Consider the following 23,802-nt stretch of genomic DNA (forward strand, 5'->3'; position numbering starts at 1 on the left):
GACGCAGCCCGGCGCGCCGCCGGTCCGGCCCCCGCCGTCACGTCTTCGGGCAGACGGCGGAACCGCCGAGCAGCGTCACCCGGTCCAGCTTGGAGGGAGTGAGGGGGGACACGGCCCGGAGATAGGCGATGAACTCCTCGTGGTCCCGCCCGTTGCGGAAGGGGTTGGTGAAGCCCGCCAGCGCGGGGTAGCCGTCGGCTCCGATCAGGGTGTAGCCGAGCCCGGCGACGCGATAGGTCTTCGCCGGATCCAGCGGGGTCCCGTTGATCAGGAAGGCGTCCGGACTCACGCGTTGACCGACCGGCTTGCCGACGTCGAAGGACGCCTTCACGTTCGCCGAGAACGACAGGGGCGCCATGGCGCTGTCCGCGTCCTGCCACTGCTGTTCCAGGGCCTGGCGGATCTGGTCGCCGGTCAGGGACACGGTCAGGATGGGGTTCTCGTAGCCGAGGTTCGCGTACGCCTCCCCGTACAGGAGCACACCGTCCGCGTCGGCCGGGTTGTCACCCTTGGCATAGCGCAGGGTGCCGTCGAAGGCGTTGGAACCCGTATGCGGTGACGCGGTGACCAGGCCGAAGTCCGCCGCCCCGCCGGAGTGCCGGTTCGCGGACCACAGCATCAGGTCCGCGCCGAGGTTGCCCATCGTCGACTCCCCGTCGGCGTCGGGGGCCGGGGTGAAGTCGCCGGTCAGCTTGCCGGCGACCGTCGCGTACCGCTTCTTCCCCTGGTCGGTCCAGTAGTCCACGATGCGCTGGACGGCCGGATCGGGGGTCACGTCCAGGGTGACGGCGTGATTGGTCGAGGTCGTCAGGTCCCGTACGACTTTGCCGGTGGCCGGGTCGATGTGGAGGTTGATCTCGTTGATGATCTGCCCGGCGTGACCCGCCTCGACGAAGGGACGCGGCACGCCCCTGGGGTCGGGGACCATGGCGTTGAACCACCAGTGCCAGTGCCCGGTGATGATGGCGCAGATGTCGGGGTCCGCCTTCTTCGCCAGGTCGAGCGCGGGACCGTCGACCGCCGTTCCGCTGTTGATGGGCGCCGTGGCGTTGTCCTGCTGCATCGCACCGTCGTGGATGCACAGCACCAGCGCGTTGACACCCTGGTCCTTCAGCGTCTTGGCGTACTTGTTGGCCGTCTCGACGACGTCCAGGCCGTCGAGGTCCGGGTTGTAGGAGCTGGACCCGGTGGGCGTGTGCTGGAGGGTGAGGTGGATGAACCCGATGGGGTACGAGGTTCCGTCCGAGCCCTTGACGTGCTCGATGTTGTACGGCGGCAGGATCGTCGCGCCGGTGTCCCTGCGGACGATGTTGGCGGAGTAGTACGGGACCTTCAGACCGCCGTACGGCTTGCCCGTCGAGTCGGTGAACGACGAGTCGCGGCCCGCGGTGCCGACGGGCTTTCCCTGCACCATGTGGGAGAGGAAGTAGTCGGTGCCGTAGTCGAGTTCATGGTTGCCGAGGGTGGAGAACCTCAGCCCGAGGCTGTTGAGGACCTCGGCGGGGCCCTCGTCGGAGAGCATCTTGTTGTCGGTCGGCTCGCCGCCGCAGAAGTTGTCGCCGATCGAGAAGAATATGGAGTTCGGGTGCCCGGATCTCAGCCGGGCCGCGTGCGCCGCCACATAGGCGGCGCCGCCCACGTGCACGGTCTTGTTGCCGTTGTCGTCCGGCAGCAGACCGTCGTCGTTGGTCGGCGTGCGCAGGTTGCCGTGCAGGTCGGTGATGCTGAGGAGTTGGACCTCCACGGTGTTCGCCGCGTCGGAGCGGCGCCTCGGGGCGTCCTTCATCGAGGCGTAGGCGGGAACGCCGAGGGCGAGGGTCGCCGTGACGGCTCCGCCGAGGAGCAGCGCGCGGCGGGAGATGCCCGGTCCGGTGTGCCGGCAGTCGTGCACGGCAGGGCCTGCCTTTCGCATGAGGGGGATCAGGGAAGGGGGGATCCCTGCGTGGGTCGCGAGGAGTCCCCTGCGGGGCGTGACCCCCGCCGCGCCCCGGACGGGGCACGGGGCGCGGCGAGGGCGTCTTCACCGCCCGGGCGTCAGGCGAGCTTCACGTGGTCGCCCCACCACTGGTCGGGGCCGACGTTCCAGGACTTGACCGGGTCGCCGAAGTTGCCCTTGGTGTCGGTCGGGAAGCTGAACATCGCGGCGCGGCCGTCGCTGTAGCCGTAGAAGGCGGCGATGCTGTCCCGTCCGCTGGCGTCGAACCTGCCGCCGACGAACTGGGCGTGGTCGGTGTACCACTGGCCTTCGGGCACGTTCCAGGACTTCACGGGGTCCTTGAAGTTGCCCTGTGCGTCGCCGGCGAAGGTGAACAGGGCCACCTTGCCGTCGGAGTAGCTGTAGACCGCGGCGACGTCGTCGTGGCCGTCGCCGTTGAAGTCACCGGCGGCTACCTGGACATTGCCCTTCCACCAGTTGTTCGCGGGCACGTTCCAGGACTTGACCGGGGCCTTGAAGCCGCCGGTCCCGTCGGCCTTGAAGGTGAACATGGCGGCGCGGCCGTCGCTGTAGCCGTAGAAGGCGGCCAGGTCGGTGGTGCCGTCGCCGTCGAAGTCGCCCGACACCAGCTGCGAGCTGCTTCCGTACCACTGCCCCGCGCCGGTGTTCCAGGACTTCGCCGGGGCCTGGAAGGTGCCGTCGGCGTTGGTCTTGAAGGTGAACGCCGCGGCGCTGCCGTCGGAGTAGCCGTACAGCGCGGCCACGGAGTCGCGGCCGCTCTTGTCGAACTTGCCGGAGGCGAGCTGCACGTGGTTGAAGACCCACTGGCCGGGCCCGGCCGACCAGGACTTCACCGGGGCGGAGAAGCCGCCGTCGGCCTTGGCCAGGAAGGTGAACATGGCCGAGGAGCCGTCGGCGTAGCCGTAGAAGGCGGCCAGGTCGCTGCGGCCGTCGCCGTTGAAGTCACCCGCGACGAACTTCGCGTTCTTGAAGGTCCACTGGCCGGCGGCCGCGGACCAGGACTTCTCGGGTGCCGAGAAGCCGCCCTTTCCGTCGCCCTTGAAGGTGAAAAGGGCGGTGCTGCCGTCGGAGTAGCCGTAGAACGCGGCGACGTCGTCGTGACCGTCACCGTTGAAGTCGCCGTGGACACGGGTCGCCACGTCGTTGCGGAAGATCGTCGGCTGTTCGGCCGGGTAGGGGTCAGCGTGGTCGTCGCCGAGCCCGGCGCGCGGACCGCATACCGGCCACGCCCCCTCACCCTGACCGGCGAGGACGCGCTCACCGACGAGGATCTGCTCATTCTCGGTCGCCTGATGGGGGTAGGCCGCGAACTCGTCGCCCCCGTAGGCCTTCCAGGTCGACAGCGAGAACTGCAGGCCGCCGTAGTACCCGTTACCGGTGTTGATGCTCCAGTTACCGCCGCTCTCGCAGTCGGCCACCTTCTCCCAGGTGCTCACGGAAGCGGCCGCTGCGGGCTGTTGCCCGGCGGTCAGGGAGACGGCGGCGCCGAGCAGTGAGGCGGTCGCCAGCGCGGCGAGTCTCGCTCGTCGCCTCCCGGCGGCGCGCGGTGCGGGGTCGAGCAGGTCGGCGTCGGCCCGTGACGCAGGCATGAGAGCTCCTTTCATGGTGATCACCCCTCAGGCGAGCTTCACGTGGTCGCCCCACCACTGGTCGGGGCCGACGTTCCAGGACTTGACCGGGTCGCCGAAGTTGCCCTTGGCGTCGGTGGGGAAGCTGAACATCGCGGCGCGGCCGTCGCTGTAGCCGTAGAAGGCGGCGATGCTGTCCCGTCCGCTGGCGTCGAACCTGCCGCCGACGAACTGGGCGCGGTCGGTGTACCACTGGCCGGCCGGGACGTTCCACGACTTCACGGGGTCCTTGAAGTTGCCCTGTGCGTCGCTCGCGAACGTGAACAGCGCGACCGAACCGTCGGAGTAGCTGTAGACCGCGGCGACGTCGTCGCGGCCGTCACCGTTGAAGTCACCCGACGTGACCTGGACGTTGTGGCCCCACCAGTTGTTCGCGGGCACGTTCCAGGACCTGACCGGGGCACCGAAGCCGCCGGTCCCGTCGGCCTTGAAGGTGAACATGGCGGCGCGGCCGTCGGCGTAGCCGTAGAAGGCGGCCAGGTCGGTGGTGCCGTCACCGTCGAAGTCACCGGAGACCAGCTGGGAGCTGCTTCCGTACCACTGGCCCTCGCCGGTGTTCCAGGACTTGACCGGGGCCTGGAAGGTGCCGTCGGCGTTGGTCTTGAACGTGAAGGTCGCCGCGCTGCCGTCGGAGTAGCCGTACAGGGCCGCCACGGAGTCGCGGCCGCTCTTGTCGAACTTGCCCGACGCGAGCTGGACATGGTCGAAGACCCACTGGCCCGAACCCACCGACCAGGACTTCACCGGGGCGGAGAAGCCGCCGTCGGCCTTGGCCAGGAAGGTGAACATGGCCGAGGAGCCGTCGGCGTAGCCGTAGAAGGCGGCCAGGTCGCTGCGGCCGTCGCCGTTGAAGTCACCCGCGACGAACTTCGCGTTCTTGTACGTCCACTGGCCGGCGGCCGCGGACCAGGACTTCTCGGGTGCCGAGAAGCCGCCCTTTCCGTCGCCCTTGAAGGTGAAAAGGGCGGTGCTGCCGTCGGAGTAGCCGTAGAACGCGGCGACGTCGTCGTGACCGTCACCGTTGAAGTCACCGTGCACACGCGTGGCCACATCCCGGTGGACGGGCGGCTGCGGGGTCGCCTCGGCCTTGACGTCCATGTAGTTGACGTCGATGTTGAGGTTGACGCCGCCGTACGTCTCGGACACGTTGCCGCGGTACTGGTGCACGCGCTGGTGGTCCGGCCAGTAGGAGCTGGAGGGCAGGTCCATCGCGGAGTCGGACACGTCCCCGGCACCGTTCCAGTCGGCGGTCCAGATCACGTCGGGGTCGGCGTAGTCGGCCTTGTTGTACATGGAGACGAGGTCGGGGACGCCGCTGGAGCCGGACACGTAGGCGCCGGCGCGGTAGCCCTTGGCGCGGAGCTCGTCGCTCCAGCCGGAGAGGTAGTCCAGGACCTTCCCGCTCAAGGAGCCGCGCGAGTACTCCTCCATGTCCTCGTAGACGACACTGCCGGCGGGGAAGCCGAGGGCCTTCATCTCCGAGACGGCGTCGTCCGCGGCGGCCGCGCCCTGCGACTCGCCGTTGGTGCCGGATATCTCCCTGGCCTGCAGCCCGACGTAGACGGGCAGCATGTGCCAGCCGTTGGCCGCCTGGTGACCGACCCAGTCGGGGGTCAGGTTCGCCTGGCCGCGGCAGCCCCGGTCGGGGCCACCGATGTAGATGCCGACGGCCGAGTACGGCGAGGACTTCTGCCAGGCGTCCATGGCCGAGGAGGAGGGGGCCTCGCAGGTGTCGAACGCCTTGCCGGTGAAGGTGGTGTCCGCGGCGGCGGCGCCGCGGATGGCCTTGGGGGCCTTGACGGGCGGTGCGGCCTTCGCCGTGGGCGAGACGGTCGCCGAGCGGAGGACGGAGGTGATCGTGGACGTGCTGGTGCCGTAGGTGGCGGTGGCGAGTACGCCGGCCCCCTGGATGTCCACGACCGTCTGACGTCCGGCGGTGGGGTCGACGTGGCCGGGCATCCTGTGATGGGCGGGCACGTGGACTACGGCTGCCGGGTCGGCCACCGCGGCGCCGGCGGAGGGTTCGAGCAGGAGGGCGTCGGTCGCCGGGGCGACGGCGTGCGCCGGGCAGTTCTGCTGCTTGCCCGGGTGACCGAGGTAGACGGCGGGGCGGTCGAGGCGCACGCAGGTGTGCGGGTGGTCGTCCAGGCGGACGACCGGCCACGAGGCGGGCACCTTGACCGAGAGACCGTGGTAGCTGACGGTGACGCGCTTCGGCGCCGGGGACGCCGGCGTTTCCGCATGGGCGAGGCCGGGCAGGGCGACCGAGCACAGCACGGCCATCCCGGTCGCCGCGAGCGCCCGCGCGGTGTGGGAGAGCATGGGCGGGTGATTCCTTCCATCGAACGGAAGGGGCGGCGGAGGCGTGGCTCCGCCGCCCCTGGGGCCCGTTGCCGGTCCGGGCGGTCGACCGGTCAGATGAGCTTCACGTTGTCGCCCCACCACTGGTCGGGGCCGACGTTCCAGGACCTGACCGGGTCGCCGAAGTTGCCCTTGGTGTCGGTGGGGAAGTTGAACATCGCGGCGCGGCCGTCGCTGTAGCCGTAGAAGGCGGCGATGCTGTCCCGTCCGCTGGCGTCGAACTTGCCGCCGACGAACTGGGCGTGGTCGGTGTACCACTGGCCGTCGGGCACGTTCCAGGACTTCACCGGCGCCGCGAAGCCGCCGTCGGTGTTGGCCTGGAAGGTGAACAGGGCCACCTTGCCGTCGGAGTAGCTGTAGACCGCGGCGACGTCGTCGCGGCCGTCACCGTTGAAGTCGCCCGAGGTCACCTGGACGTTGTTGCCCCACCAGTTGTTCGCGGGCACGTTCCAGGACTTGACCGGGGCCTTGAAGCCGCCGGTCCCGTCGGCCTTGAAGGTGAACATCGCGGCGCGGCCGTCGGCGTAGCCGTAGAAGGCGGCCAGGTCGGTGGTGCCGTCGCCGTCGAAGTCACCCGACACCAGCTGCGAGCTGCTTCCGTACCACTGCCCCGCGCCGGTGTTCCAGGACTTCGCCGGGGCCTGGAAGGTGCCGTCGGCGTTGGTCTTGAACGTGAACGCCGCCGCGCTGCCGTCGGAGTAGCCGTACAGCGCGGCCACGGAGTCGCGGCCGCTCTTGTCGAACTTGCCCGACGCGAGCTGGACATGGTCGAAGACCCACTGGCCCGGACCGGCCGTCCAGGACTTCACCGGCGCCGAGAAGCCGCCGTCCGCCTTGGAGAGGAAGGTGAACATGGCCGACGAGCCGTTCGCATAGCCGTAGAACGCGGCGATGTCGCTGCGGCCGTCACCGTTGAAGTCACCCGCGACGAACTTCGCGTTGTCGTACGTCCACTGGCCCGGCGCGACCGCCCATGACTTCTGAGGGGCCGAGAAGCCGCCCTTTCCGTCGCCCTTGAAGGTGAAAAGGGCGGTGCTGCCGTCGTGATAGCCGTAGAACGCGGCGACGTCGTCATGACCGTCACCGTCGAAGTCACCGTGAATACGCGTCGCCACGTCACGACGGTCGATTTCGGGGGTGACGGCATCGTCCTGGATGTTCTTCAGCCGGGCCGGCTTGAAGGTGCCGTAGCCAGGAGAATAGGGATACGGAATCGTGCGGTGGTGGACGCCCGACGGCGTGAACTCGAAGCCGGTGTACTCGTCGTGGGCGGAACTCGTCCACGACTCGAACAGCACGACGTGCCCGTGCGCGCCGGAGGCGTCGTTCAGGAGGGCGTCACCCGGCTTCAGATCGTCCTTGGAGATCCATTCGGCCACCCCGTTGGGGATGAAGGTGTCGGTCGTCTCGGAATCACTGAGATTCCATGCCATCGAGACGTATCCCGAGCAGTCGGTGCGATAGCCCTGGTACGAGCCGTTCCAGTCGTAATCCAGGCCCTTTCCGACCCAGCCCTTCGCGCGTGCGATGACCTCGCTGCGCGTGATCGCGGGCGAAGTGACGCCTGCCGCATGCGAGTTGTGCGGCGCCTTGAAGTTCGGCACCGGTTTGACGGGCCCCTGTCCACCGCTGCCCTTGTCGTGGCCGTGGCCCTTTCCGGTGGCAGTGGCCGCCCCGCCGGCCTTGTGGCCGGACTGCGTGGCGGCCATCGCCGTGGGCGCCACAAATCCCGCCGTGGCGACCGCCAGAGCGACGACGGACGCCGCAGAAGCGAGTTTTCTTCGGTGATGGAACACGAAACCCCCAAGTTCGGTACCGGCGCGCCGAAATGAGTGCCAGGTCGGTCTCGGCTCTGGCGCAGCGCCGGACAACAGTCGGCAACATTGGCGGAAGTGACGCCTGGTGCCAATGAGTTGGGCGTGGCACCTTGGTGCCAGTCCCATTGCTGCCGCGATCCGCCGGTCATCCGGAACGGGCGCCTTGGGCAGAATTCCGTGGCGGCGCCCACGGGTTTCGTGGACGTCGTCAGCCGGCAGCGTGAACGGAAAGGCGGCGGAATGCCGAAGGCATCGGGGGACGTGGTGTGCGGGGCGTACGGTGGGCAAGGCGCGGGTGCGGTGCGCCCGCAGGCGCCCGGGACGGGTGTCGGCCGAGTGCCGTGTACGTGATGCGGTTCGCGGTCCGAGGGCCCGGCCCGGTACCGCCCGCCGCGGCGGACGCGCACGCGATCTGCGATGTGCTGTGGGCGCACGCCCGGCCCTGGTGGGGGCTGGAGCATGTGCGGACGCGAGCGGAAGCCGGCCACGTCGACGTCGCGGTGCTCCTGCGGGCCGGTCCCGTGTGGCACCCCGGGCGCTTGCTGGGCTCGCGTTTCACGACCCGGGAGATATGGAACCGCTCACTGGCCCGCTCACCCCGTTTCCGCACGTGGGAGATGGTCGGCGCATCCTGACCGTGCCCCGTGCGCAGGTCTGCCCGGTGGTGCGGGGCGAGCGGGAGCCTTACTCGGCGGCCTTGCCTGTCTCGGTATGAACACGGCCAAGTACCGGCAAAGAAACGTTGCGTTCACCTGTTCGACGCTGTGAAGATCAAGTGACCAAACACGGGGCAAGTGGTGATACAGCGGGGGAAGCTGTGCTTGAAACGTTAGGGCTGGACACGGTCGCCGAGCAGGTGTACCAGGCACTGCTCGTGGATGCGGACATCGGAGTGCGGGCGCTGGGAGAGAGACTCGCCCTGCCGGAGACCCAGGTCAGGGAGGCGCTCGACCGACTCCTCGACCTCGACCTGCTCCGGCAGTCCCATGAGGCGCCGGGGCGGCTGCGCCCGGTGAGCCCCCAGGTGGGCCTGGAGGCCATCGTCGCCCGGCAGGAGCGCGAACTGGCCGAGCAGCAACTGCGGTTGGCGATCAGCAGATCGGCCGCCGCGAAGGCCATCACGGAGTTGGGCCGGTACCACCACGGGGCGCTGTCCGCGAACGTCGAGACCCTCGTCGGGGCCGACGCCGTGCACGACCGGCTGGAGGTGCTGCTCAAGGGCTCCCGGGAGGAGTGCCTCGTGGTGCTGCCCGGCCGGTCCCACGAGCAGATGGAACTGACGGGATCCGAGGTGCTGGAGCGGCAACTGCCGTCCGACGGGGTCCGGGTCCGGCTGCTGGTCCAGGAGAGCGTCCGCCGCAACCGCGCCGTCCGGCGGTACGTCCAGCGCCTGGTCCGCCCGCAGGACGAGGCGCGCACGGCGGTGGTGTCGCCACCCTGGCTGCTGGTGATCGACTGGGAGACGGCGCTGGTGCCGATCGATCCCGCCACGGTGGTCGGGGCCCTGTGCGTGCGGGAACGGGGCATCGTCGGGACGCTCGCCGCCGTCTTCGAGGCCGCGTGGGCCACCGCCGCACCACTGGACGCCACGCGTCCCGCGTGCGACGCCGAGCCGACGGCCTCCGACACCGGGCTGCTGAACCTGCTGGCCACGGGCATCACCGACGAGGCGGCCGCCAAGCGGCTCGGGGTTTCGCTGCGCACGGTCCGCCGTCAGATGTCCGCCCTGATGGAACGACTCGGTGCCTCCAGCCGCTTCGAGGCCGGTTTCAAGGCCGCCCAGCGCGGATGGATCTGACGAGCTCACCGCGACGGACGACAAACGAGCCCGATGCGGCGGCCGCCGGCCGCCGCATCGGGCACCCGGGCAGCAGGGCCCGACGGGAGGTCCCGCAGGGACCGGCCCCGAGCGCACACCCGGTCCGGCCGGCCGTCGGCCCGGCACACCGACCCGCATCCCCGGCGACGGAGGTCTCCTGGCCCGTGAGAGGGTCGGGCGAGTGCGGATGTGGCTTGCGGACGGATACTCGCCCACCGGGCCGCGCTTTAGACTGCGACCGCTCCGAAATCTTACGATCTTTTGGAGGGTGTGCAGGATGAACCGAGCTCTCATGACCGCATGGGTGGCAGCAGCGTTGGTCGTGTCCGGGGGCAGCACCACCGCCTCCGCTGCCGATGCCCCGCCGCGAACCACGCACGGTCCTTGCCAGTACACCCAGACCCCGGACGAGCCGGCGGCGCGGCCGGTTCCCCTGCCGCCCGACCCGCGGCACACCCCCAGTCACGGCACGGTCGACATGGCTGTCCCGACCAGCCAGGGCCCGCTCCCGCTGCGTCTTGACCGGGCGAAGGCGCCGTGCACGGTCCAGAGCTTCGTGCACCTGGCGCGGCACCGGTTCTACGACCGTACGGTGTGCCATCGGCTGACGGCGTATCCGACGCTGAAGGTCCTGCAGTGCGGCGACCCGACCGGCACCGGCGAGGGCGGGCCGGGGTACGAGTACAAGGACGAGCTGCCGGTGGACCTGCCGCCGGCACCGAGCGATCCGACCGGTGTCCGTCGCCTTTACGGGCGCGGTTTGCTGGCGATGGCCAACGCCGGGCCGAACACGAACGGTTCGCAGTTCTTCGTCGTCTACGGCGACTCTGCGCTGCGGCCGAACTACACGGTGTTCGGCACGGTCGGTGCCGCCGGCCTGGAGACGCTCGACAAGATCGCTGCTGGCGGTATCGAGCCAACTTCGCAGGACCCGGCGCCTGTCGACGGCACGCCCGTGCTGCGGACCGAGCTGCTCAGCGTCCGGTCGTCCTGCCGGCCCTGATGGACTGTGGTGCGGTCACCGTGGGTCCAGCTGTGTGCCTGGTCTCACGGTGATGTGAAGTAGCCGTTGCTGAACGCCTCGTGCTGCAATTCGCTGTGACGCGGGGCGGACCGTCGGGCGGGTGGCGCGTCAGGGGCCGCAGGGGCTCCAGTGCCCGGGCAAGGGCCTCAGGCCGCCGGCTCGCGGCTCGGGGATGTCGGGCAACCGGGGCGGAGTTTCCAGCAGGCCGAGACGCTCCACGGTGTCCGCTGCAGCTTCCCAGCGGACGCGCTTCTGGCGTGCCGCTTCGATCTCGTCGAGACCGTGGGGTTCCTCCTCCTCCAGGAGCAGTGGCGCGTTCCGTCCGTCGGGTGTCCAGCCTGACCGACTGCACCGCGCTGCTCGGCGACCGGCGCGGCACCAACGCAGTCTCTGCCAGGCCGCCCCGCCCGCGCCGTCAACCTTGGCCTGGCCCCGGCGTTCATCAACGTCGGCTTTGTGAGCCGCTGCCGCATCTGGAGGTTCGGCGACGAGGCGGAGCTCGCGGTTCCCCGTGAGCTCCCGGCCTGCCGGGCACGTCCGGGGCGCCCTTTCCGTTCTCCGTGGCGGCTCGGGGGCCGTACGAGGGAAATAGTGGACACCGCCGCGTGCCTCGTGATCGTCCAATGCCTGCGCCGCAACCCTGTCCGTAGACGCATCAGCTTCGGCACCAGGGACGAAAGGTTGGTCGAGTGAAGGTCAGCAAGCGGTTCGCCGCGATCAGCATCGCTGCAACGGCAGCGGTGCTCCTCAGCGCCGGCGGCGCCCAGGCCAAAGGCGACGGGGGACTCCTCCCGCTCCTGGGCAACTCGCCTCTCATCCAGATCTGCTACCCGATGGGGCAGGTCGGGCAGGGAAACTCCTTCACGGGTACCCAGAACATCAACTGCGGCCAGAACGCCGAGGTGACGGCACCCACGAACGGCAATGGTGGTGGCGTGGCGGGGGCCGAAGTCGCCATCGGTGACACTCGCGTTGCCCCCGGCACATCCGGAACTGCCATCGCGACCTGCCCACAAGGCAAAGTCGCCACAGGCGGAGGCTTCGGCAGGGCTGAAGGCCCTCCCGTCCGCTACACCTCCTCGTTCCCCCTCCCCCTGGGGAACCCCGACGAACCCCCGACCCAATGGGTGGTCAACGCTGATAACGAGAACCCGGCCGGCTCCGGGGTGTCCAGATACTTCGCGTACGCGGTTTGCGTCGATGCCGCCGGGTAAGGCGTCTGGTTCGTACTGGGGCCGTCAGCGGCATGAGAACATCCCCCTTCCGCTGGTGTGATCAACGTAGTGCACGCCACTGACAGCGCAGAGAACTCCGCCGCTGCGCGGCTCCGCGCCGAGGATGAGCCAGGCCGTGTCTTTCGGATCATCGCGAAAGACACGGACGTCTTCCGTCCTCGGCTGTCGCACAGCCGTACGCGCTGCCTCGGTGGGGCCGAGTCCGTCTCCACGACGATGTCCTGGATGTCGGGCCAGGCCCACTCCGCACCCCGGGTGGCCTACTTGGCGGCCCAGCAGCCCAAGTTGTTCCGGTTCTCCTCCGCCGCCCGGCGCGGCGCGTCCGGCGATCCCAGCAGACCGTACGGCAGATACCCGGACCGGACACCGAGTTCCCACCCATGGACCTGGACGGCGAGGCAGGCCAGGGCGAGGGTGCCGAGGGGGAGGAGGGACCGGGGCGCGGGATCACCGGCATCGGCCTCGACGCTCTCCCGGTACGCGACCAGCCGGGCGACGAGGGCGTCCTCGAAGGCATGCTGGTCGTCGTCGAGGAGTACGCGGAGCAGCCGCTGGTCCGCGCTCAGCGCGTAGCCGACCTCGTCCAGCCGCCGGGCGGCCTCCGCGCGCTCCCCGGCGTCCGGCTTGCGCAGCGGAACCGTAGGCCAGTCGCGGGGCAGATCCCCGGCCGCCTCGGTGAGATAGGGGCACAGGGCGTCCATGGCGGCGAGGTCGGCGGGGTCGGAGACGGAGGTGTACCGGTTGTAGGGCACGCCGTCACGGATAGCGGGCGCGTAGTCGTCGCGCAGCAGCAGCCCGGTGACCCGCTCCCAGTCCCACACATGCCCGCTGACGACACACATCTCGAACGTGTCGAGCCAGGTCCGCGCGGTGGGCGCCTCCTTGACGACGTCCCGGAAGGTGATGGGCCCGTCCCCGAACTCGTCGTCGTCCGGGTCCGTGGTGATCCGCTCCCCGACGAGGGGGAACCGGAGTTCCTGGTCCCCGTTCGGGAAGCACATGATGCTCAGCACTCCGTGCACACACTCCGCGGCGGTGACGGCGACCGTGCCGGCCGCAGCGTCGAGCCCGGGCTCCGTCACCGATCGCGCGGCGACATGGTCGAGCAGTTCGTCCGCCATGGCCCGGATCAGCGTCGGCGAGATGCTGCCGTACCGCAGCGAGTGCCACCGCGTGTAGGCCCGCCCCTCGATGTCGTCGAGCGCCTCGGCCAACCGCTGCTCGGCGACCCGATGGCATGTCACATTCCGCACGTACCCCGTCCCTTCATGAACTCCACGACTGGACGAAGCACGTTATCAACGGGCATTGACAGCATGGCGGCGGCCTTGATGCCGCTGTGGAGGTCAAGCTGCCGGGGCCGGGTCGCGGGGCCGAGCATGGGCTCTGTGGAGAGCCGAGTCGGCCTGACGGTCGCCACATCTATTGAGCCTTCTGCGCTGTGCCTTGCCTGATGAGTAGCGCCGCGGCGGTGTCCGGACCCACGCCGTGGCAGTCAGGCAGCCGCGGAATGTGCTGCCTGATCACGTCGGTGATCTGCTGCTTGAGAGCGGCGATCTCATCATCGAGTTCCTCGACTCGACGGGCGAGCAGTCGCAGGGTGAAGACCGCGGCCGCCGTGGCCGTGCCGGCCGCAGAACTGTGCCGTGTCGTGCAGGCTCGGACCAGTTTGCGCCGCTCGTACAAGTCGGCGTCGCGCACCGCGTACGGTCCGCCCCACTCTCCGGTTACGGATCGCTCAGCCTCTGGTGGCGGTCAGGTGAGGGGACGAGTATGGGACCATGACTCTGGCCCAGCGTGCCCTGGAGCAACTGGTGACCTGGCCCGACCTCACGGCGGCTCCGGCCAGTTGCGGCACAGGCCGGGCACTGCGCTCCCCGTACGACGAGATAGTGCACTTCCACTCGGATCGCGACGTGGACCTGCACCTCACGACGCGTGTCATCCAGCGCTTCTCGGAAGACCTCAAAGTGACGACGGCTGTTCGGCTCGTGCCCGGTTCGCGGTGGGTGACCGTACACCTCGACTGTGACGGTGACGTCGACCTGCTGATGAGCCTGGTCAGCATCGCGCTGCAGGCCCATCAGGCGGTGTGCCCGCCCGTGGACGCACCGCCCGCGGTGTGCAACTTCCGCCGCGTCACGGTGCTGGACCGCGACAATGATCTGGACCACACAGCACCACCAGCTGACGCGAGGGGGAGCCGTGGCGACCGACCCCCGCGAGGAGGAGGCCATTCGTGGCGTCAACGAGCGACTGAAGGCCGCCTACGGCGAGACGCACAGCCCTGACGAGATCACGGCGGTCGTGGCGGGGGCCTGTGCCGCGTTCAGGGCCCGGCCTGTACGAGACTTCATTCCGATCCTCGTCGAGCGCAGGGCGCGGCGGATCCTGGACGGGGCTTCCACGTGATGGCCACGGCTCTGTCAGGCGCCGACGGTAGTCGCCGGCCAACCTCACCCAACTTCGGGATGGCCGGCGAGAACGTCGCGCCAACGCCTGCCGCCGGCGGTTCGCCGACATCCGCGCCGCCCTGAACCGTCGGGCCACCTCCGGTCGCCGGCTCCGGCCTCGATCGGATCGGCGGCTGCGAGCCGGGACTTGCTCACGCCGAGCCCGCTCCTCGGCTGTCGGCCCACCGCCATCGGGCTACCGCAGGGCCTGTTGTGACCGTGCTGGTCATAGCCAATCGGCAGGTGGCCATGACGACGACCAGTCTCGCCTTCTCGGATCGATGAGCCCGAATCGCCGTTGCCGCTCGGCTCAGGTGTCGAGGAGTTCCGGCACGAAGATGTCCTCGCACGTCAGCTTTCGCTTCGACAGGCCCTGCTCGTGGTGGTAGCGCAGGAAGGTGTCGATGGCCTTGCGGTTCGCGGCGACGCCGTAGGGCCACCAGTCGTCGCCGAGCAGCCGACGGTTCTCCTCGAACAGCGTGCTGAACCACGGCGTGATGAGGCTCATGTGCTGCTTCGCGGCGTCGTCGAGGTACTTGCGCTCGGCGAGTTCCTTGGCTTGCGTGAAGGCGTCGTACACGGCCCGTGCGAGGCGCGGCCGATGCGCCAGTTCCCTGCGGATCGCGATGATGTGCATCGGGGGGAAGATCCCGGTGCGGCGGTAGTAGTCGCGCTCCACGGCCTCGTAGTCGGGGAACAGGCGGGCGACCTTCGGGGAGCCGTCCAGCACCGCCTGCGGTACGTCGACGGAGATCAGCGCGTCGATCTCGCCGGATTCGAGCATGGCGCCCAGGGTCTGGCCGTCCTCCGCGCGGCGGACGTCGACGCCGTCCGGGACGGGCTGCGGGACCCAGTCGAAGGCGGGGACGGGGTGGTTGGTGCCGCCGATGACCCAACGGCACCGGTCGGGCGTCACGCCGTACTCGTCCGCCAGGATGCCCTTCGACCAGACCCCGGGGTCGTGGCCGTAGAGCGCGAACTCGCCGACCGTCCTGCCGGCGAGGTCCTGAGGCTTCTCGATCCCGCTCGCGGTGTTCACGAAGATCGCCGAGTGGCGGAAGTTGCGGTTCGGCAGAATCGGCAACGCCAGGAACGGTGCGTCGTCGAGGTCGAAGGTGCGCAGGAAGTAGGTGAGACCGAACTCGGCGAGGTCGTAGTGTCCCTCGACGGCGCGGCGGAAGATGTCCGACACGAGCGGTGCCGTCTCGAACGTCGCATCCACCCCGTCGACCGTGACCCGGCCGTCGAACAGTGCTTCGGTGTGCTCGTAGGCGTAGACGCCGATGCTCAGCTTGGTGCTCATCAGTGGATCTCCTCTCCGGGAGTCCGTGGAGTGGCCCGCTTCCGTAAATGGTCGTTCACTTTAGGGTGGTCCCGGAGCAGTGGAGCTGTCAAGATGAATGTTCATTCACGATGAAGGAGGCGACCATGCCGCGCATCACAGCCGAGCGCCGCGAGGCGAAGCGTGCGGAGATCGTCGCTGCGGCCCGTCGTTGCTTCGCCCGCGACGGGTTCCACCAGACCTCCATGCCGGACATCGCCGCGGAGGCAGGCGTCTCGGCCGGCGCGCCTTACCGCTACTTCACCAGCAAGGAGGAGATCATCCTCGCTATCGCGGGCGACGCGTTCCGGCTGATCTTCGAACCGGTTGAGCGGCTGGCCGAGAGCGCGGACGCCCCGTCCGTCGCGGAACTGGTGGCCGCCGCGCTCGGCACGATCAGCGGCGAGACGGTGCGGGACGCGGCGGGGCACGAGGTCGCAGTGGAGGAACTGCTGCGCTGCGTCGTGCAGACGTGGGCGGAGGTGCTGCGCAACGACGAGGTACGCGGCCCGGCCGCGGAGGGCTTCGAAAAGGTCCGCGCCACTGTCGCCGACGCTCTGCGCCGCGGCCGGGCCGCGGGCACGGTGCCCGCCGCCATGGACCCGGACCGCGCAGCCCGCGTGGTGATGGGGCTGCTGCACGGACTCCTGCTCCAGCGCGTGGCCTTCGGTCTCACGGACACGGCTGGCCTCGCAGACGACCTGCACGTCGGGCTGATCTTGTGATGGGCCACGACTGCGCCAAGGCGGCGCGACACCGGCATCACGGCGGACGGACACTGACGCATTGATCCCCGCGCCGCGCGCGTCGCGGTAGCTCACTGCGTCAGCCGGGACTGGATGAGGGCGGACATGCCGGGAGTGAAGGGGATGTTGATCTCTGCCTCGGGCAGGCACCAGAAGCCCCGGTCGGCGCGCATGAGACGAAGCATGAGACGGAAGCATGAGACGGAAGTCGTGGGCCAGGGAGCTCCTGGCTTCGAGGGCGGAGACTGGAGGAGTGCGGTGGTGGGCGCACCGTGGGGAGTTGGCTCCTAACGCTTCCGTCGACGCCCACCCTTGACAGGTGCTCGGCCGGCAGCCAGCCCGGCCGCCGTGGTCGTGTCCGTCTGCGGACCGGGCCGGTCCGCCGAGACGACCAGGGCGGCGAGGAGCGTGGTGACCGGTACGGAGGCGACCAGTCCGATCGAGCCGACCAGTGTGCGGACGATCTCCTCGGCGACCAGCTCGCTGTTGGCGACCGTGGCCACGCCGCTCTGGGCGATGGAGAAGAGGAGCAGCAGGGGCAGTGCGGCGCCGGCGTAGGCGAGGACGAGGGTGTTGACGACGGAGGCGATGTGGTCGCGGCCGATGCGGATGCCCGCCCGGTACAGTCCGCGCCGGCCCATCGTCGGGTTGGCTTCGTGCAGTTCCCAGACGGCCGATGTCTGGGTCACGGTGACGTCGTCGAGCACGCCGAGGGAGCCGATGATGACGCCGGCGAGCAGCAGACCGCTCATGTCGAGCTTCGGATAGAGGCCGTGGATCAGGCCGGTGCTGTCGTCCGTGTTGCCGGTGAGGGCGGCCCAGCCGATGAACGCTGAGCCCAGGAGGCCGATCAGCGCCAGCGAGAGCAGGGTGCCGAGCACCGCCACCGATGTACGGGCCGACAGGCCGTGGCACATGTACAGCGCGATCAGCATGATGGCGCTCGAGCCGACCACCGCCACGAGCAGTGGATTCGAGCCCTGCAGGACCGCCGGCAGGACGAAGAAGTTCAGCACCAGGAAGCTGATGGCCAGCGCGACCAGCGCCATCACGCCGCGCAGCCGGCCCACCAGCACGACGGCGAGCGCGAAGATGCCGGCCAGCAGGCCCATGGGAAAGCGGCGGTTGACGTCGGTCACCGAGTACTGCAGGTCCTTGGGCGCGGAGGGCTCGTAGGCGGTGACGACCTTCTCGCCCTGGTGCAGCTGCCGCGCCTGGTCGGGCTGCACGATCTCGGTGAACGTACGTCCCTTGTCCTTGCCGGTGTCGATCCGGATCGTGGCCTTGTGACAGGTGCCGTTCGCCTCCTGCTGCGCAGAGGTGCCCTCGGCGGTGGAGGTGTCACCGGTCGGGGTCTCGCCGGAGGCGTTCAGCGACTTGCAGCTCACCTCGAGGACCTTGGTGACCGTGGCCTGCTGGGTCTGCTGGTCAAAGCCGACACCGGTGCGTTTGTGGGGCGGGGCGCCGCCGGGCCAGAGCACGACGAGCCCGACCACGACGGCGGCGGTGAAGGGGATCAGGATTGCCGCGATGACTTTGCGCAGGTGCCGGGAGACGGGGGCGGCGGGGCCGTGGCTGTGGCTGTGTCCGTGGGTGTGCGCCTGTCCGTGACGGTCGGCGCTCGCTCCGGGGCCGTGACCGGAGCCGTGTCCGGCACCGGTCACTGGTGTGTGCCCGTGGCCACTCTCTTCGGAGGGGAGGTAGCCCGCGCCGGCAACGGGACCGTGGCCGGGGTGAGGTATCGGTTCGGGAGGATGCCCGTACCCGTAGTCGTGGCCGTACTCGCTCGCACGACCGTCTCTGGGGCGGGGCGGGTCGCCGACCCGGTTCCAGTCTCCGGCACTCTGCTGGTCAGCGGTTCCCATGCCGTCTCCCTCGCGGTTGTCCGTGCCCCCTCCGGAGCCGGTCCTGCTCGGCGGCTCTGAGGAAGAGTACGGGAACAGCTGTCCCGTGGTCTCAGTCCGAGCAGCGCCGGAAGATCGAGCGTTCCGCTCCCTGTGCCGGGATCATGAACCTCTTTGGCCGGAGGCGGCGCGGCGGTGCGCGGCCGGCTGACGTCATGTGGCTCGTCCAGGGACCTGCCCTGCGCGTACCGGCCCCCATGGGAGGGCCAATCGCACTCTATGGAGAAGCAAAGAATGCGACCGGGTACTGCCCGGTACGACCCGTTCCGGTCTACGTTCCCCCCGCACCCTGTCATGTCACGCTCACCCGGCGTGGCAGGGCGCTGTGAGTGCCATGCTCATGACTGCGCGGTTCCACCGCCGCCACGCGCAATCACGGGCCTGCCCATCCAGTGCGATACCCCACGTCAACCGGAGGCAGTACCCCATGCGTGAGTCACACCCGAGCCGGCGGAGACGGAGTATGCGAAGACTCCTCACCGTCGCCTTCCCCGCCCTCACTCTGATCATCGCCGGTTTCACCGCCGCACCGACGGCCGGCGCCCAGCCCGTAGCGGCCCACCCGCACACCTCCAAGGTCACACAGAACAACAAGGCACTGACCGCCCCCGGGCGGCAGACCTACCACTCCACCGGCAAGGCCGGCCAGAAGGTGCCGACCCAGCACCTGTGCGCCACCGCCGGGCCGGGCCATGCGTCCTGTTTCGCCCAGCGCCGCACCGACATCAAGCAGCGGCTCGCCGCCGCCCTCGCCGCCGCGGCACCCTCCGGCCTCTCCCCGGCCAACCTGCACAGCGCCTACAACCTGCCCACCGCGGCCGGTTCGGGCATGACGGTCGGCATCGTGGACGCCTACAACGACCCGAACGCCGAGTCGGACCTGGGCACCTACCGCTCCACCTACGGCCTGTCCGCCTGCACCAAGGCCAACGGCTGCTTCAAGCAGGTCAGCCAGACCGGCTCCACCACCTCGCTGCCGACCAACGACAGCGGCTGGGCCGGTGAAGAGATGCTTGACATCGACATGGTCAGCGCGGTCTGCCCGAACTGCAGCATCATCCTGGTGGAGGCCAACTCCGCGAGCATGGCCGACCTCGGCACGGCCGAGAACGAGGCCGTCTCCCTCGGCGCCAAGTTCGTCTCCAACAGCTGGGGCGGCTCCGAGGACTCCTCACAGACCGGCGACGACATCTCGTACTTCAAGCACCCGGGCGTCGCGATCACCGTCTCCTCGGGTGACTCCGCCTACGGCGCCGAGTACCCGGCGACCTCCCAGTACGTGACCGCCGTCGGCGGCACCGCGCTCACCACCGCCTCCAACTCCCGCGGCTGGTCCGAGTCGGTGTGGCACACCAACTCCACCGAGGGCACCGGCTCCGGCTGCTCGGCCTACGACCCGAAGCCGAGCTGGCAGACCGACTCCGGCTGCTCCAAGCGCATGGAGGCCGACGTCTCCGCGGTCGCCGACCCGGCCACCGGCGTGGCGGTCTACGACACCTACGGCGGCTCCGGCTGGGCGGTCTACGGCGGCACCAGCGCCAGCTCGCCGATCATCGCCTCGGTCTACGCCCTCGCGGGTGCCCCAGGCGCGAGCGACTACCCGGCGAAGTACCCCTACCAGCACACCGGCAACCTGTACGACGTGACCAGCGGCAACAACGGCAGCTGCTCCCCGTCGTACTTCTGCACCGCCGGCACCGGCTACGACGGCCCGACCGGCTGGGGCACCCCGAACGGCACCGCGGCCTTCACCGCCGGCTCCACCGGCGGCAACACGGTGACCGTCACCAACCCGGGCAGCCAGTCGACCACCACCGGCAGCTCGGTCAGCCTGCAGATCAAGGCCACCGACAGTGGCGGTGCGGCCCTGACCTACAGCGCCTCCGGTCTGCCGACCGGCCTGTCCATCAACAGCTCCACCGGGCTGATCTCCGGTACGGCCTCCACCGCGGGCACCTACCAGGTCACGGTCACCGCGAAGGACTCCACCGGCGCCTCCGGCTCGACCTCCTTCACCTGGACCGTCGGTGGCGGTGGTGGCGGCTGCACCTCGGCCCAGCTGCTGGCCAACCCCGGCTTCGAGTCCGGCAGCACCGGCTGGACCGCGACCAGCGGTGTCATCACCAACGACACCGGTGAGGCGGCCCACGGCGGCTCGTACTACGCCTGGCTCGACGGCTACGGCTCCAGCCACACCGACACGCTGTCCCAGTCGGTGACGATCCCGGCCGGCTGCAAGGCCACGCTCACCTTCTACCTGCACATCGACACCGCGGAGACCACCACCGGCACGCAGTACGACAAGCTGACGGTGACCGCGGGTTCGAAGACGCTGGCGTCGTACTCGAACCTCAACCACAACTCCGGGTACGCGCAGAAGACCTTCGACCTGTCGTCCTTCGCGGGCTCGACGGTCACCCTGAAGTTCAACGGCGTGGAGGACTCCTCGCTGCAGACCAGCTTCGTCGTGGACGACACCGCCCTGACGACCAGCTGATCCCCGCACCCGAACGACCGGTCCCGCACGCGGAAACCGTCCGCGTGCGGGGTACGCCGTACCCACCTGCTCGTGGCTGAACGCCACGAGCAGGCGCCGCCGGCCGCCCGCCGTTCGGAGTGGCGGAAGGCGCGTTCGGAACCGGACACAGACTCGGGCTGCGTCGCCGGCGCGCCCGTTGTGAGCCCCTGGCGTGCCGGGTTACCAACTGCTGTTGGTCACGCCAGGGAGCTCGCCCGCGTGGGCCATCTCGCGTACGCGGATGCGGGACAGGCCGAAGGCGCGCAGGTAGCCGCGGGGGCGGCCGTCCACGGCGTCGCGATTGCGCAGGCGGGTGGCGCTGGCGTCGCGCGGCTGCCGGCGTAGTTCCCGCTGGGCGGCGGCGCGGTCCTCGTCGGAGCTTCCGGGGAACGCGATGATCGCCTTCAATGCGGCGCGGCGCGCGGCGTAGCGGGCCACGATGAGGCGCCGCTGCTCGTTCTTCGCGATCTTGCTCTTCTTCGCCATCAGACCTTCCCTCCCCGGGCGCGGATGCGGGCCACCGCGGCCTCGATACCGATGGTGTCGACCGTCTTGATGCCCTTGGCGGAAAGCACGAGCCGGACGTGGCGGCCTTCGCTCGGCAGCCAGTAGCGCTTGCTCTGGACGTTCGGGTCGAAGCGGCGCTTGCTGCGCCGGTGGGAGTGGGAGATGCGATGGCCGAAGCCGGGCTGTCGGCCGGTGAGTTGGCAGTGGGCGGACATGGCTGTTCCTCCTTGGGTGGATGCAGCAGCACACTAGCGCCAGATGAAAATGAAAACCAATCTCTTGTATGGTGCTGTCCATGGCCCGTAACGAACTGCGCCCGATCATCAAGCTGAGGTCCACCGCCGGTACCGGCTACACCTACGTGACCCGCAAGAACCGCCGTAACAACCCCGACCGGCTGACGCTGCGCAAGTACGACCCGGTCGCCGGCCGCCACGTCGACTTCCGTGAGGAGCGCTGAGCGCCGTGAAACCCGGAATCCACCCCGAGTACCGCCCGGTCGTCTTCCGTGACCGGGCCGCCGACTACGCCTTCCTCACCCGGTCCACGGCCACGAGCGACAAGACCATCGTGTGGGAGGACGGCAACACCTACCCGGTCATCGACGTCGAGATCTCCTCGGCGAGCCACCCCTTCTACACCGGCACCCAGCGGGTCCTGGACACCGCGGGGCGGGTCGAGCGCTTCGAGCGGCGCTACGGACGCGGACGGAGCAAGCGGTGAACCGGGACGAGGCACGGCTGCCGGTCGCGGTCGTCGCCGGGTTGCACGCCGACGCCCGCAGGGCCGCCGTAGACCAGATCCTGCGTACGGTCCCCGGCTCGGTCGCACTGCACCACGACCTGACGTCCGCCGTCGACAGCGCGGTGCACCGGACGGTGCGCGACGCCCACGGCCTGCTGGGCAGTGGCGAGGCACCCCTGGTGAATGACTGCGCGTGCTGCGCGCTGCGCGAGGATCTCGTCCCCGAACTGCTGCGACTCGCGGGGGAGGGGAGGTACCGGCTGGCCGTCGTGGAACTGTGGGACTCCGTCGAGCCCCAGGCCATGGCCGGAGTCATCGCCGCCGCGGGCGCACCGCTGGCCCTGACCGGGGTCGCCACCGCGGTCGATCCGGCACTCGTGCTGCCGTACCTGTCCAACGGCGACGACCTGGCCGACGTCGGCCTCGCCGCCGCGCCGACCGACCAGCGCACGGTCGCCGACACCTTCGCCCGGCAGCTGGAGTACCCCACGGTGATCGCCCTCGGCGACGACGATTCTTGCGACGAGGTCGCCGACGACACCGACCACGCGCTGCTCGCCCAGCTCACACCAGGCGCACGAAGCGTACGGGTGGAGAGCGACGGTGCCCTGGGGGCAGCGCTGTCGGCGGGCTTCGACGTGGCAGCGGCCGCCGCCCGTGTGCATCCCGCGTGCGCGCTGCTGCCGCAGTCGTGCGACGAGCACGGTGTGAGCACCTTCGTCTGGCGGCGCGAAAGGCCCTTCCATCCGCAGCGCCTGTACGCGGCGCTGGAGGACCTGACCTGCGCCGCCGCGCGCAGCCGGGGGCGGTTCTGGCTGGCGGACCGCCCCGACACCCTGCTGTCGTGGGACGCCGCCGGCGGCGCGCTGTGCGTGGAGTCGGCCGGGCCCTGGCTGGCAGCTCTGCCCGACGCCGCCTGGGAGATGGTGCCCGCCGAGCGCCGCCTCGCCGCCTCCGTGGACTGGCACCCGGAACACGGCGACCGCTGCCAGTACCTCACCTTCACCTCGCCCGGCCTGGACCGCGACGGCCTACGGGCCCTGCTCGACTCGTGCCTGCTCACCGACGACGAGTACGCGGCGGGCAGGGACCGCTGGAAACAACTCCCGCACGCCTTTGACGACTTGCTCGACCCCGTGACCTGAAAGAGAGGACCGACCCCACCATGACCCGACGCACAAGCATCCGGCGTCAGACCGCCAAGCGTCAGCGCACCAACCCGCTGGACGCCGCCGGAATCACCTGCATCGACTACAAGGACACCGACGTGCTGCGGAAGTTCATCTCCGACCGCGGCAAGATCCGCAGCCGCCGGGTGACCCACGTGACGCGTCAGCAGCAGCGGCAGATAGCGCAGGCCGTCAAGAACGCACGCGAGATGGCGCTCCTGCCCTACAGCTCCCGATAGGGCGATGGCAACGTGCGGGAGGCAGCCGGACCACTGCGGCTTTTGATGGTCCTACCGGGTGGTCTCGGAGGCGCCGGCTCCTTCCGCTACGCCCGGTACCGGTAGCGGATCCGGCCGCGGGTGAGGTCGTAGGGGCTGAGTTCCACGAGCACCCGGTCGTACGGGAGGATCTTGATGCGGTTCTTCCGGATCTTCCCGCTGATGTGGGCGAGCACTGTGTGCCCGTTCTGGAGCTCCACCTTGAAGGTGGCGTTGCGCAGGCACTCGACGACGGTGCCTTCGGCTTCTACGCCCCCTGATGTTTTGGTCATGGTCTCTCACTTCTCCCGTTCTGTGACGGCGAACACGGTAGGAAACGGT

At 69.6% G+C, this 23,802-nt stretch carries 22 protein-coding genes and 3 pseudogenes; 12 read left to right on the forward strand and 13 right to left on the reverse strand.

Features of this window, described 5'->3' with window-relative positions:
- Positions 1-37 precede the first annotated feature (37 nt).
- The 4 genes from ACZ7HQ_RS08360 to ACZ7HQ_RS08375 form a co-directional block, all read right to left on the reverse strand.
- The gene (locus ACZ7HQ_RS08360; protein WP_470986403.1) at positions 38-1,912 is read right to left on the reverse strand and encodes a bifunctional metallophosphatase/5'-nucleotidase; all 1,875 of its coding nucleotides are present in this window, start codon (positions 1,910-1,912) and stop codon (positions 38-40) included.
- A 122-nt stretch (positions 1,913-2,034) separates the two neighbouring features.
- A complete protein-coding gene (locus ACZ7HQ_RS08365; RefSeq protein ID WP_470986405.1) occupies positions 2,035-3,546 on the reverse strand; it encodes a transglycosylase family protein in 1,512 nt (503 codons plus the stop codon).
- A 27-nt stretch (positions 3,547-3,573) separates the two neighbouring features.
- Positions 3,574-5,907, reverse strand: a complete 2,334-nt coding sequence (locus tag ACZ7HQ_RS08370; RefSeq protein ID WP_470986407.1) for a glycoside hydrolase domain-containing protein — start codon at positions 5,905-5,907, stop codon at positions 3,574-3,576.
- 92 nt (positions 5,908-5,999) lie between these two features.
- Positions 6,000-7,655, reverse strand: coding sequence for a C40 family peptidase (locus ACZ7HQ_RS08375; protein ID WP_470986410.1), 1,656 nt, complete (start codon positions 7,653-7,655; stop codon positions 6,000-6,002).
- Positions 7,656-8,113: 458 nt separating this feature from the next.
- Between ACZ7HQ_RS08375 and ACZ7HQ_RS08380 the strand changes: the two genes are divergently transcribed.
- The 4 genes from ACZ7HQ_RS08380 (at position 8,114) to ACZ7HQ_RS08395 (ending at position 11,820) form a co-directional block, all read left to right on the forward strand.
- Positions 8,114-8,398: a hypothetical protein gene (locus tag ACZ7HQ_RS08380; protein ID WP_470986413.1), complete on the forward strand. Its 285-nt coding sequence runs from the start codon at positions 8,114-8,116 to the stop codon at positions 8,396-8,398.
- 182 nt (positions 8,399-8,580) lie between these two features.
- Positions 8,581-9,561 carry a helix-turn-helix transcriptional regulator gene (locus ACZ7HQ_RS08385; RefSeq protein WP_470986416.1) on the forward strand — a complete coding sequence of 327 codons (981 nt, stop codon included), beginning with the start codon at positions 8,581-8,583 and terminating at the stop codon, positions 9,559-9,561.
- A 298-nt stretch (positions 9,562-9,859) separates the two neighbouring features.
- Positions 9,860-10,585: a peptidylprolyl isomerase gene (locus ACZ7HQ_RS08390; RefSeq protein ID WP_470986419.1), complete on the forward strand. Its 726-nt coding sequence runs from the start codon at positions 9,860-9,862 to the stop codon at positions 10,583-10,585.
- 710 nt (positions 10,586-11,295) lie between these two features.
- Positions 11,296-11,820 carry a hypothetical protein gene (locus ACZ7HQ_RS08395; RefSeq protein WP_470986422.1) on the forward strand — a complete coding sequence of 175 codons (525 nt, stop codon included), beginning with the start codon at positions 11,296-11,298 and terminating at the stop codon, positions 11,818-11,820.
- Positions 11,821-12,101: 281 nt separating this feature from the next.
- Here ACZ7HQ_RS08395 and ACZ7HQ_RS08400 read toward each other — a convergent pair whose 3' ends face one another.
- Entirely contained in the window at positions 12,102-13,094 is a 993-nt protein-coding gene (locus ACZ7HQ_RS08400) for an immunity 49 family protein (RefSeq protein ID WP_470986425.1), read from the reverse strand.
- Positions 13,095-13,187: 93 nt separating this feature from the next.
- Positions 13,188-13,340 (reverse strand): transposase, encoded by a 153-nt coding sequence (locus tag ACZ7HQ_RS08405; protein WP_470987131.1) that lies wholly within the window; start codon positions 13,338-13,340, stop codon positions 13,188-13,190.
- Positions 13,341-13,622: 282 nt separating this feature from the next.
- On the opposite strand from ACZ7HQ_RS08405, the pseudogene ACZ7HQ_RS08410 reads away from it, so the two are divergent.
- Together ACZ7HQ_RS08410 and ACZ7HQ_RS08415 are read left to right on the forward strand one after the other, a co-directional pair.
- Positions 13,623-13,997, forward strand: a pseudogene (locus ACZ7HQ_RS08410) (luciferase domain-containing protein); the annotation flags it as partial.
- A 49-nt stretch (positions 13,998-14,046) separates the two neighbouring features.
- Entirely contained in the window at positions 14,047-14,253 is a 207-nt protein-coding gene (locus tag ACZ7HQ_RS08415; RefSeq protein ID WP_470986428.1) for a three-helix bundle dimerization domain-containing protein, read from the forward strand.
- A 63-nt stretch (positions 14,254-14,316) separates the two neighbouring features.
- On the opposite strand, the pseudogene ACZ7HQ_RS08420 reads toward ACZ7HQ_RS08415, so the two are convergent.
- Positions 14,317-14,490: pseudogene (locus tag ACZ7HQ_RS08420) on the reverse strand (helix-turn-helix domain-containing protein); the annotation flags it as partial.
- 114 nt (positions 14,491-14,604) lie between these two features.
- Positions 14,605-15,597, reverse strand: a complete 993-nt coding sequence (locus ACZ7HQ_RS08425; protein WP_470986431.1) for a substrate-binding domain-containing protein — start codon at positions 15,595-15,597, stop codon at positions 14,605-14,607.
- 125 nt (positions 15,598-15,722) lie between these two features.
- On the opposite strand from ACZ7HQ_RS08425, the gene ACZ7HQ_RS08430 reads away from it, so the two are divergent.
- Positions 15,723-16,340, forward strand: coding sequence for a TetR/AcrR family transcriptional regulator (locus tag ACZ7HQ_RS08430; RefSeq protein ID WP_470986433.1), 618 nt, complete (start codon positions 15,723-15,725; stop codon positions 16,338-16,340).
- A gap of 101 nt (positions 16,341-16,441) precedes the next feature.
- Here ACZ7HQ_RS08430 and ACZ7HQ_RS08435 read toward each other — a convergent pair.
- Both ACZ7HQ_RS08435 and ACZ7HQ_RS08440 read right to left on the reverse strand, forming a co-directional pair.
- Positions 16,442-16,540: pseudogene (locus ACZ7HQ_RS08435) on the reverse strand (enoyl-CoA hydratase/isomerase family protein); the annotation flags it as partial.
- A 108-nt stretch (positions 16,541-16,648) separates the two neighbouring features.
- Complete coding sequence (locus tag ACZ7HQ_RS08440; protein ID WP_470986436.1) at positions 16,649-18,226, reverse strand: YibE/F family protein; 1,578 nt, start codon at positions 18,224-18,226, stop codon at positions 16,649-16,651.
- 466 nt (positions 18,227-18,692) lie between these two features.
- On the opposite strand from ACZ7HQ_RS08440, the gene ACZ7HQ_RS08445 reads away from it, so the two are divergent.
- Positions 18,693-20,762 carry a putative Ig domain-containing protein gene (locus ACZ7HQ_RS08445; RefSeq protein ID WP_470986439.1) on the forward strand — a complete coding sequence of 690 codons (2,070 nt, stop codon included), beginning with the start codon at positions 18,693-18,695 and terminating at the stop codon, positions 20,760-20,762.
- Between the two features lie 201 nt (positions 20,763-20,963).
- On the opposite strand, the gene rpsN is transcribed toward ACZ7HQ_RS08445, so the two are convergent.
- Both rpsN and rpmB read right to left on the reverse strand, forming a co-directional pair.
- Positions 20,964-21,269 carry a 30S ribosomal protein S14 gene (rpsN, locus tag ACZ7HQ_RS08450; RefSeq protein ID WP_470986442.1) on the reverse strand — a complete coding sequence of 102 codons (306 nt, stop codon included), beginning with the start codon at positions 21,267-21,269 and terminating at the stop codon, positions 20,964-20,966.
- The gene (gene rpmB / locus ACZ7HQ_RS08455) at positions 21,269-21,505 is read right to left on the reverse strand and encodes a 50S ribosomal protein L28 (protein WP_470986444.1); all 237 of its coding nucleotides are present in this window, start codon (positions 21,503-21,505) and stop codon (positions 21,269-21,271) included. Before rpmB ends, rpsN begins: the two co-directional genes overlap by 1 nt.
- A gap of 80 nt (positions 21,506-21,585) precedes the next feature.
- Here rpmB and rpmG point away from each other — a divergent pair, with 80 nt between their 5' ends.
- From rpmG to rpsR, 4 genes are read left to right on the forward strand one after another with little or no spacing between them, the layout of a single operon-like run.
- Complete coding sequence (gene rpmG, locus ACZ7HQ_RS08460) at positions 21,586-21,750, forward strand: 50S ribosomal protein L33 (protein WP_014150502.1); 165 nt, start codon at positions 21,586-21,588, stop codon at positions 21,748-21,750.
- 5 nt (positions 21,751-21,755) lie between these two features.
- The gene (locus ACZ7HQ_RS08465; RefSeq protein WP_470986447.1) at positions 21,756-22,013 is read left to right on the forward strand and encodes a type B 50S ribosomal protein L31; all 258 of its coding nucleotides are present in this window, start codon (positions 21,756-21,758) and stop codon (positions 22,011-22,013) included.
- Positions 22,010-23,179, forward strand: coding sequence for a CobW family GTP-binding protein (locus tag ACZ7HQ_RS08470; RefSeq protein ID WP_470986450.1), 1,170 nt, complete (start codon positions 22,010-22,012; stop codon positions 23,177-23,179). Before ACZ7HQ_RS08465 ends, ACZ7HQ_RS08470 begins: the two co-directional genes overlap by 4 nt.
- Before the next feature lie 20 nt (positions 23,180-23,199).
- Positions 23,200-23,442: a 30S ribosomal protein S18 gene (rpsR, locus tag ACZ7HQ_RS08475; protein ID WP_470986453.1), complete on the forward strand. Its 243-nt coding sequence runs from the start codon at positions 23,200-23,202 to the stop codon at positions 23,440-23,442.
- Positions 23,443-23,528: 86 nt separating this feature from the next.
- Here rpsR and infA read toward each other — a convergent pair whose 3' ends face one another.
- The gene (infA, locus tag ACZ7HQ_RS08480) at positions 23,529-23,753 is read right to left on the reverse strand and encodes a translation initiation factor IF-1 (protein ID WP_470986456.1); all 225 of its coding nucleotides are present in this window, start codon (positions 23,751-23,753) and stop codon (positions 23,529-23,531) included.
- Positions 23,754-23,802 lie beyond the last annotated feature (49 nt).

This window comes from Streptomyces sp. NPDC037290 (genome assembly GCF_055603245.1).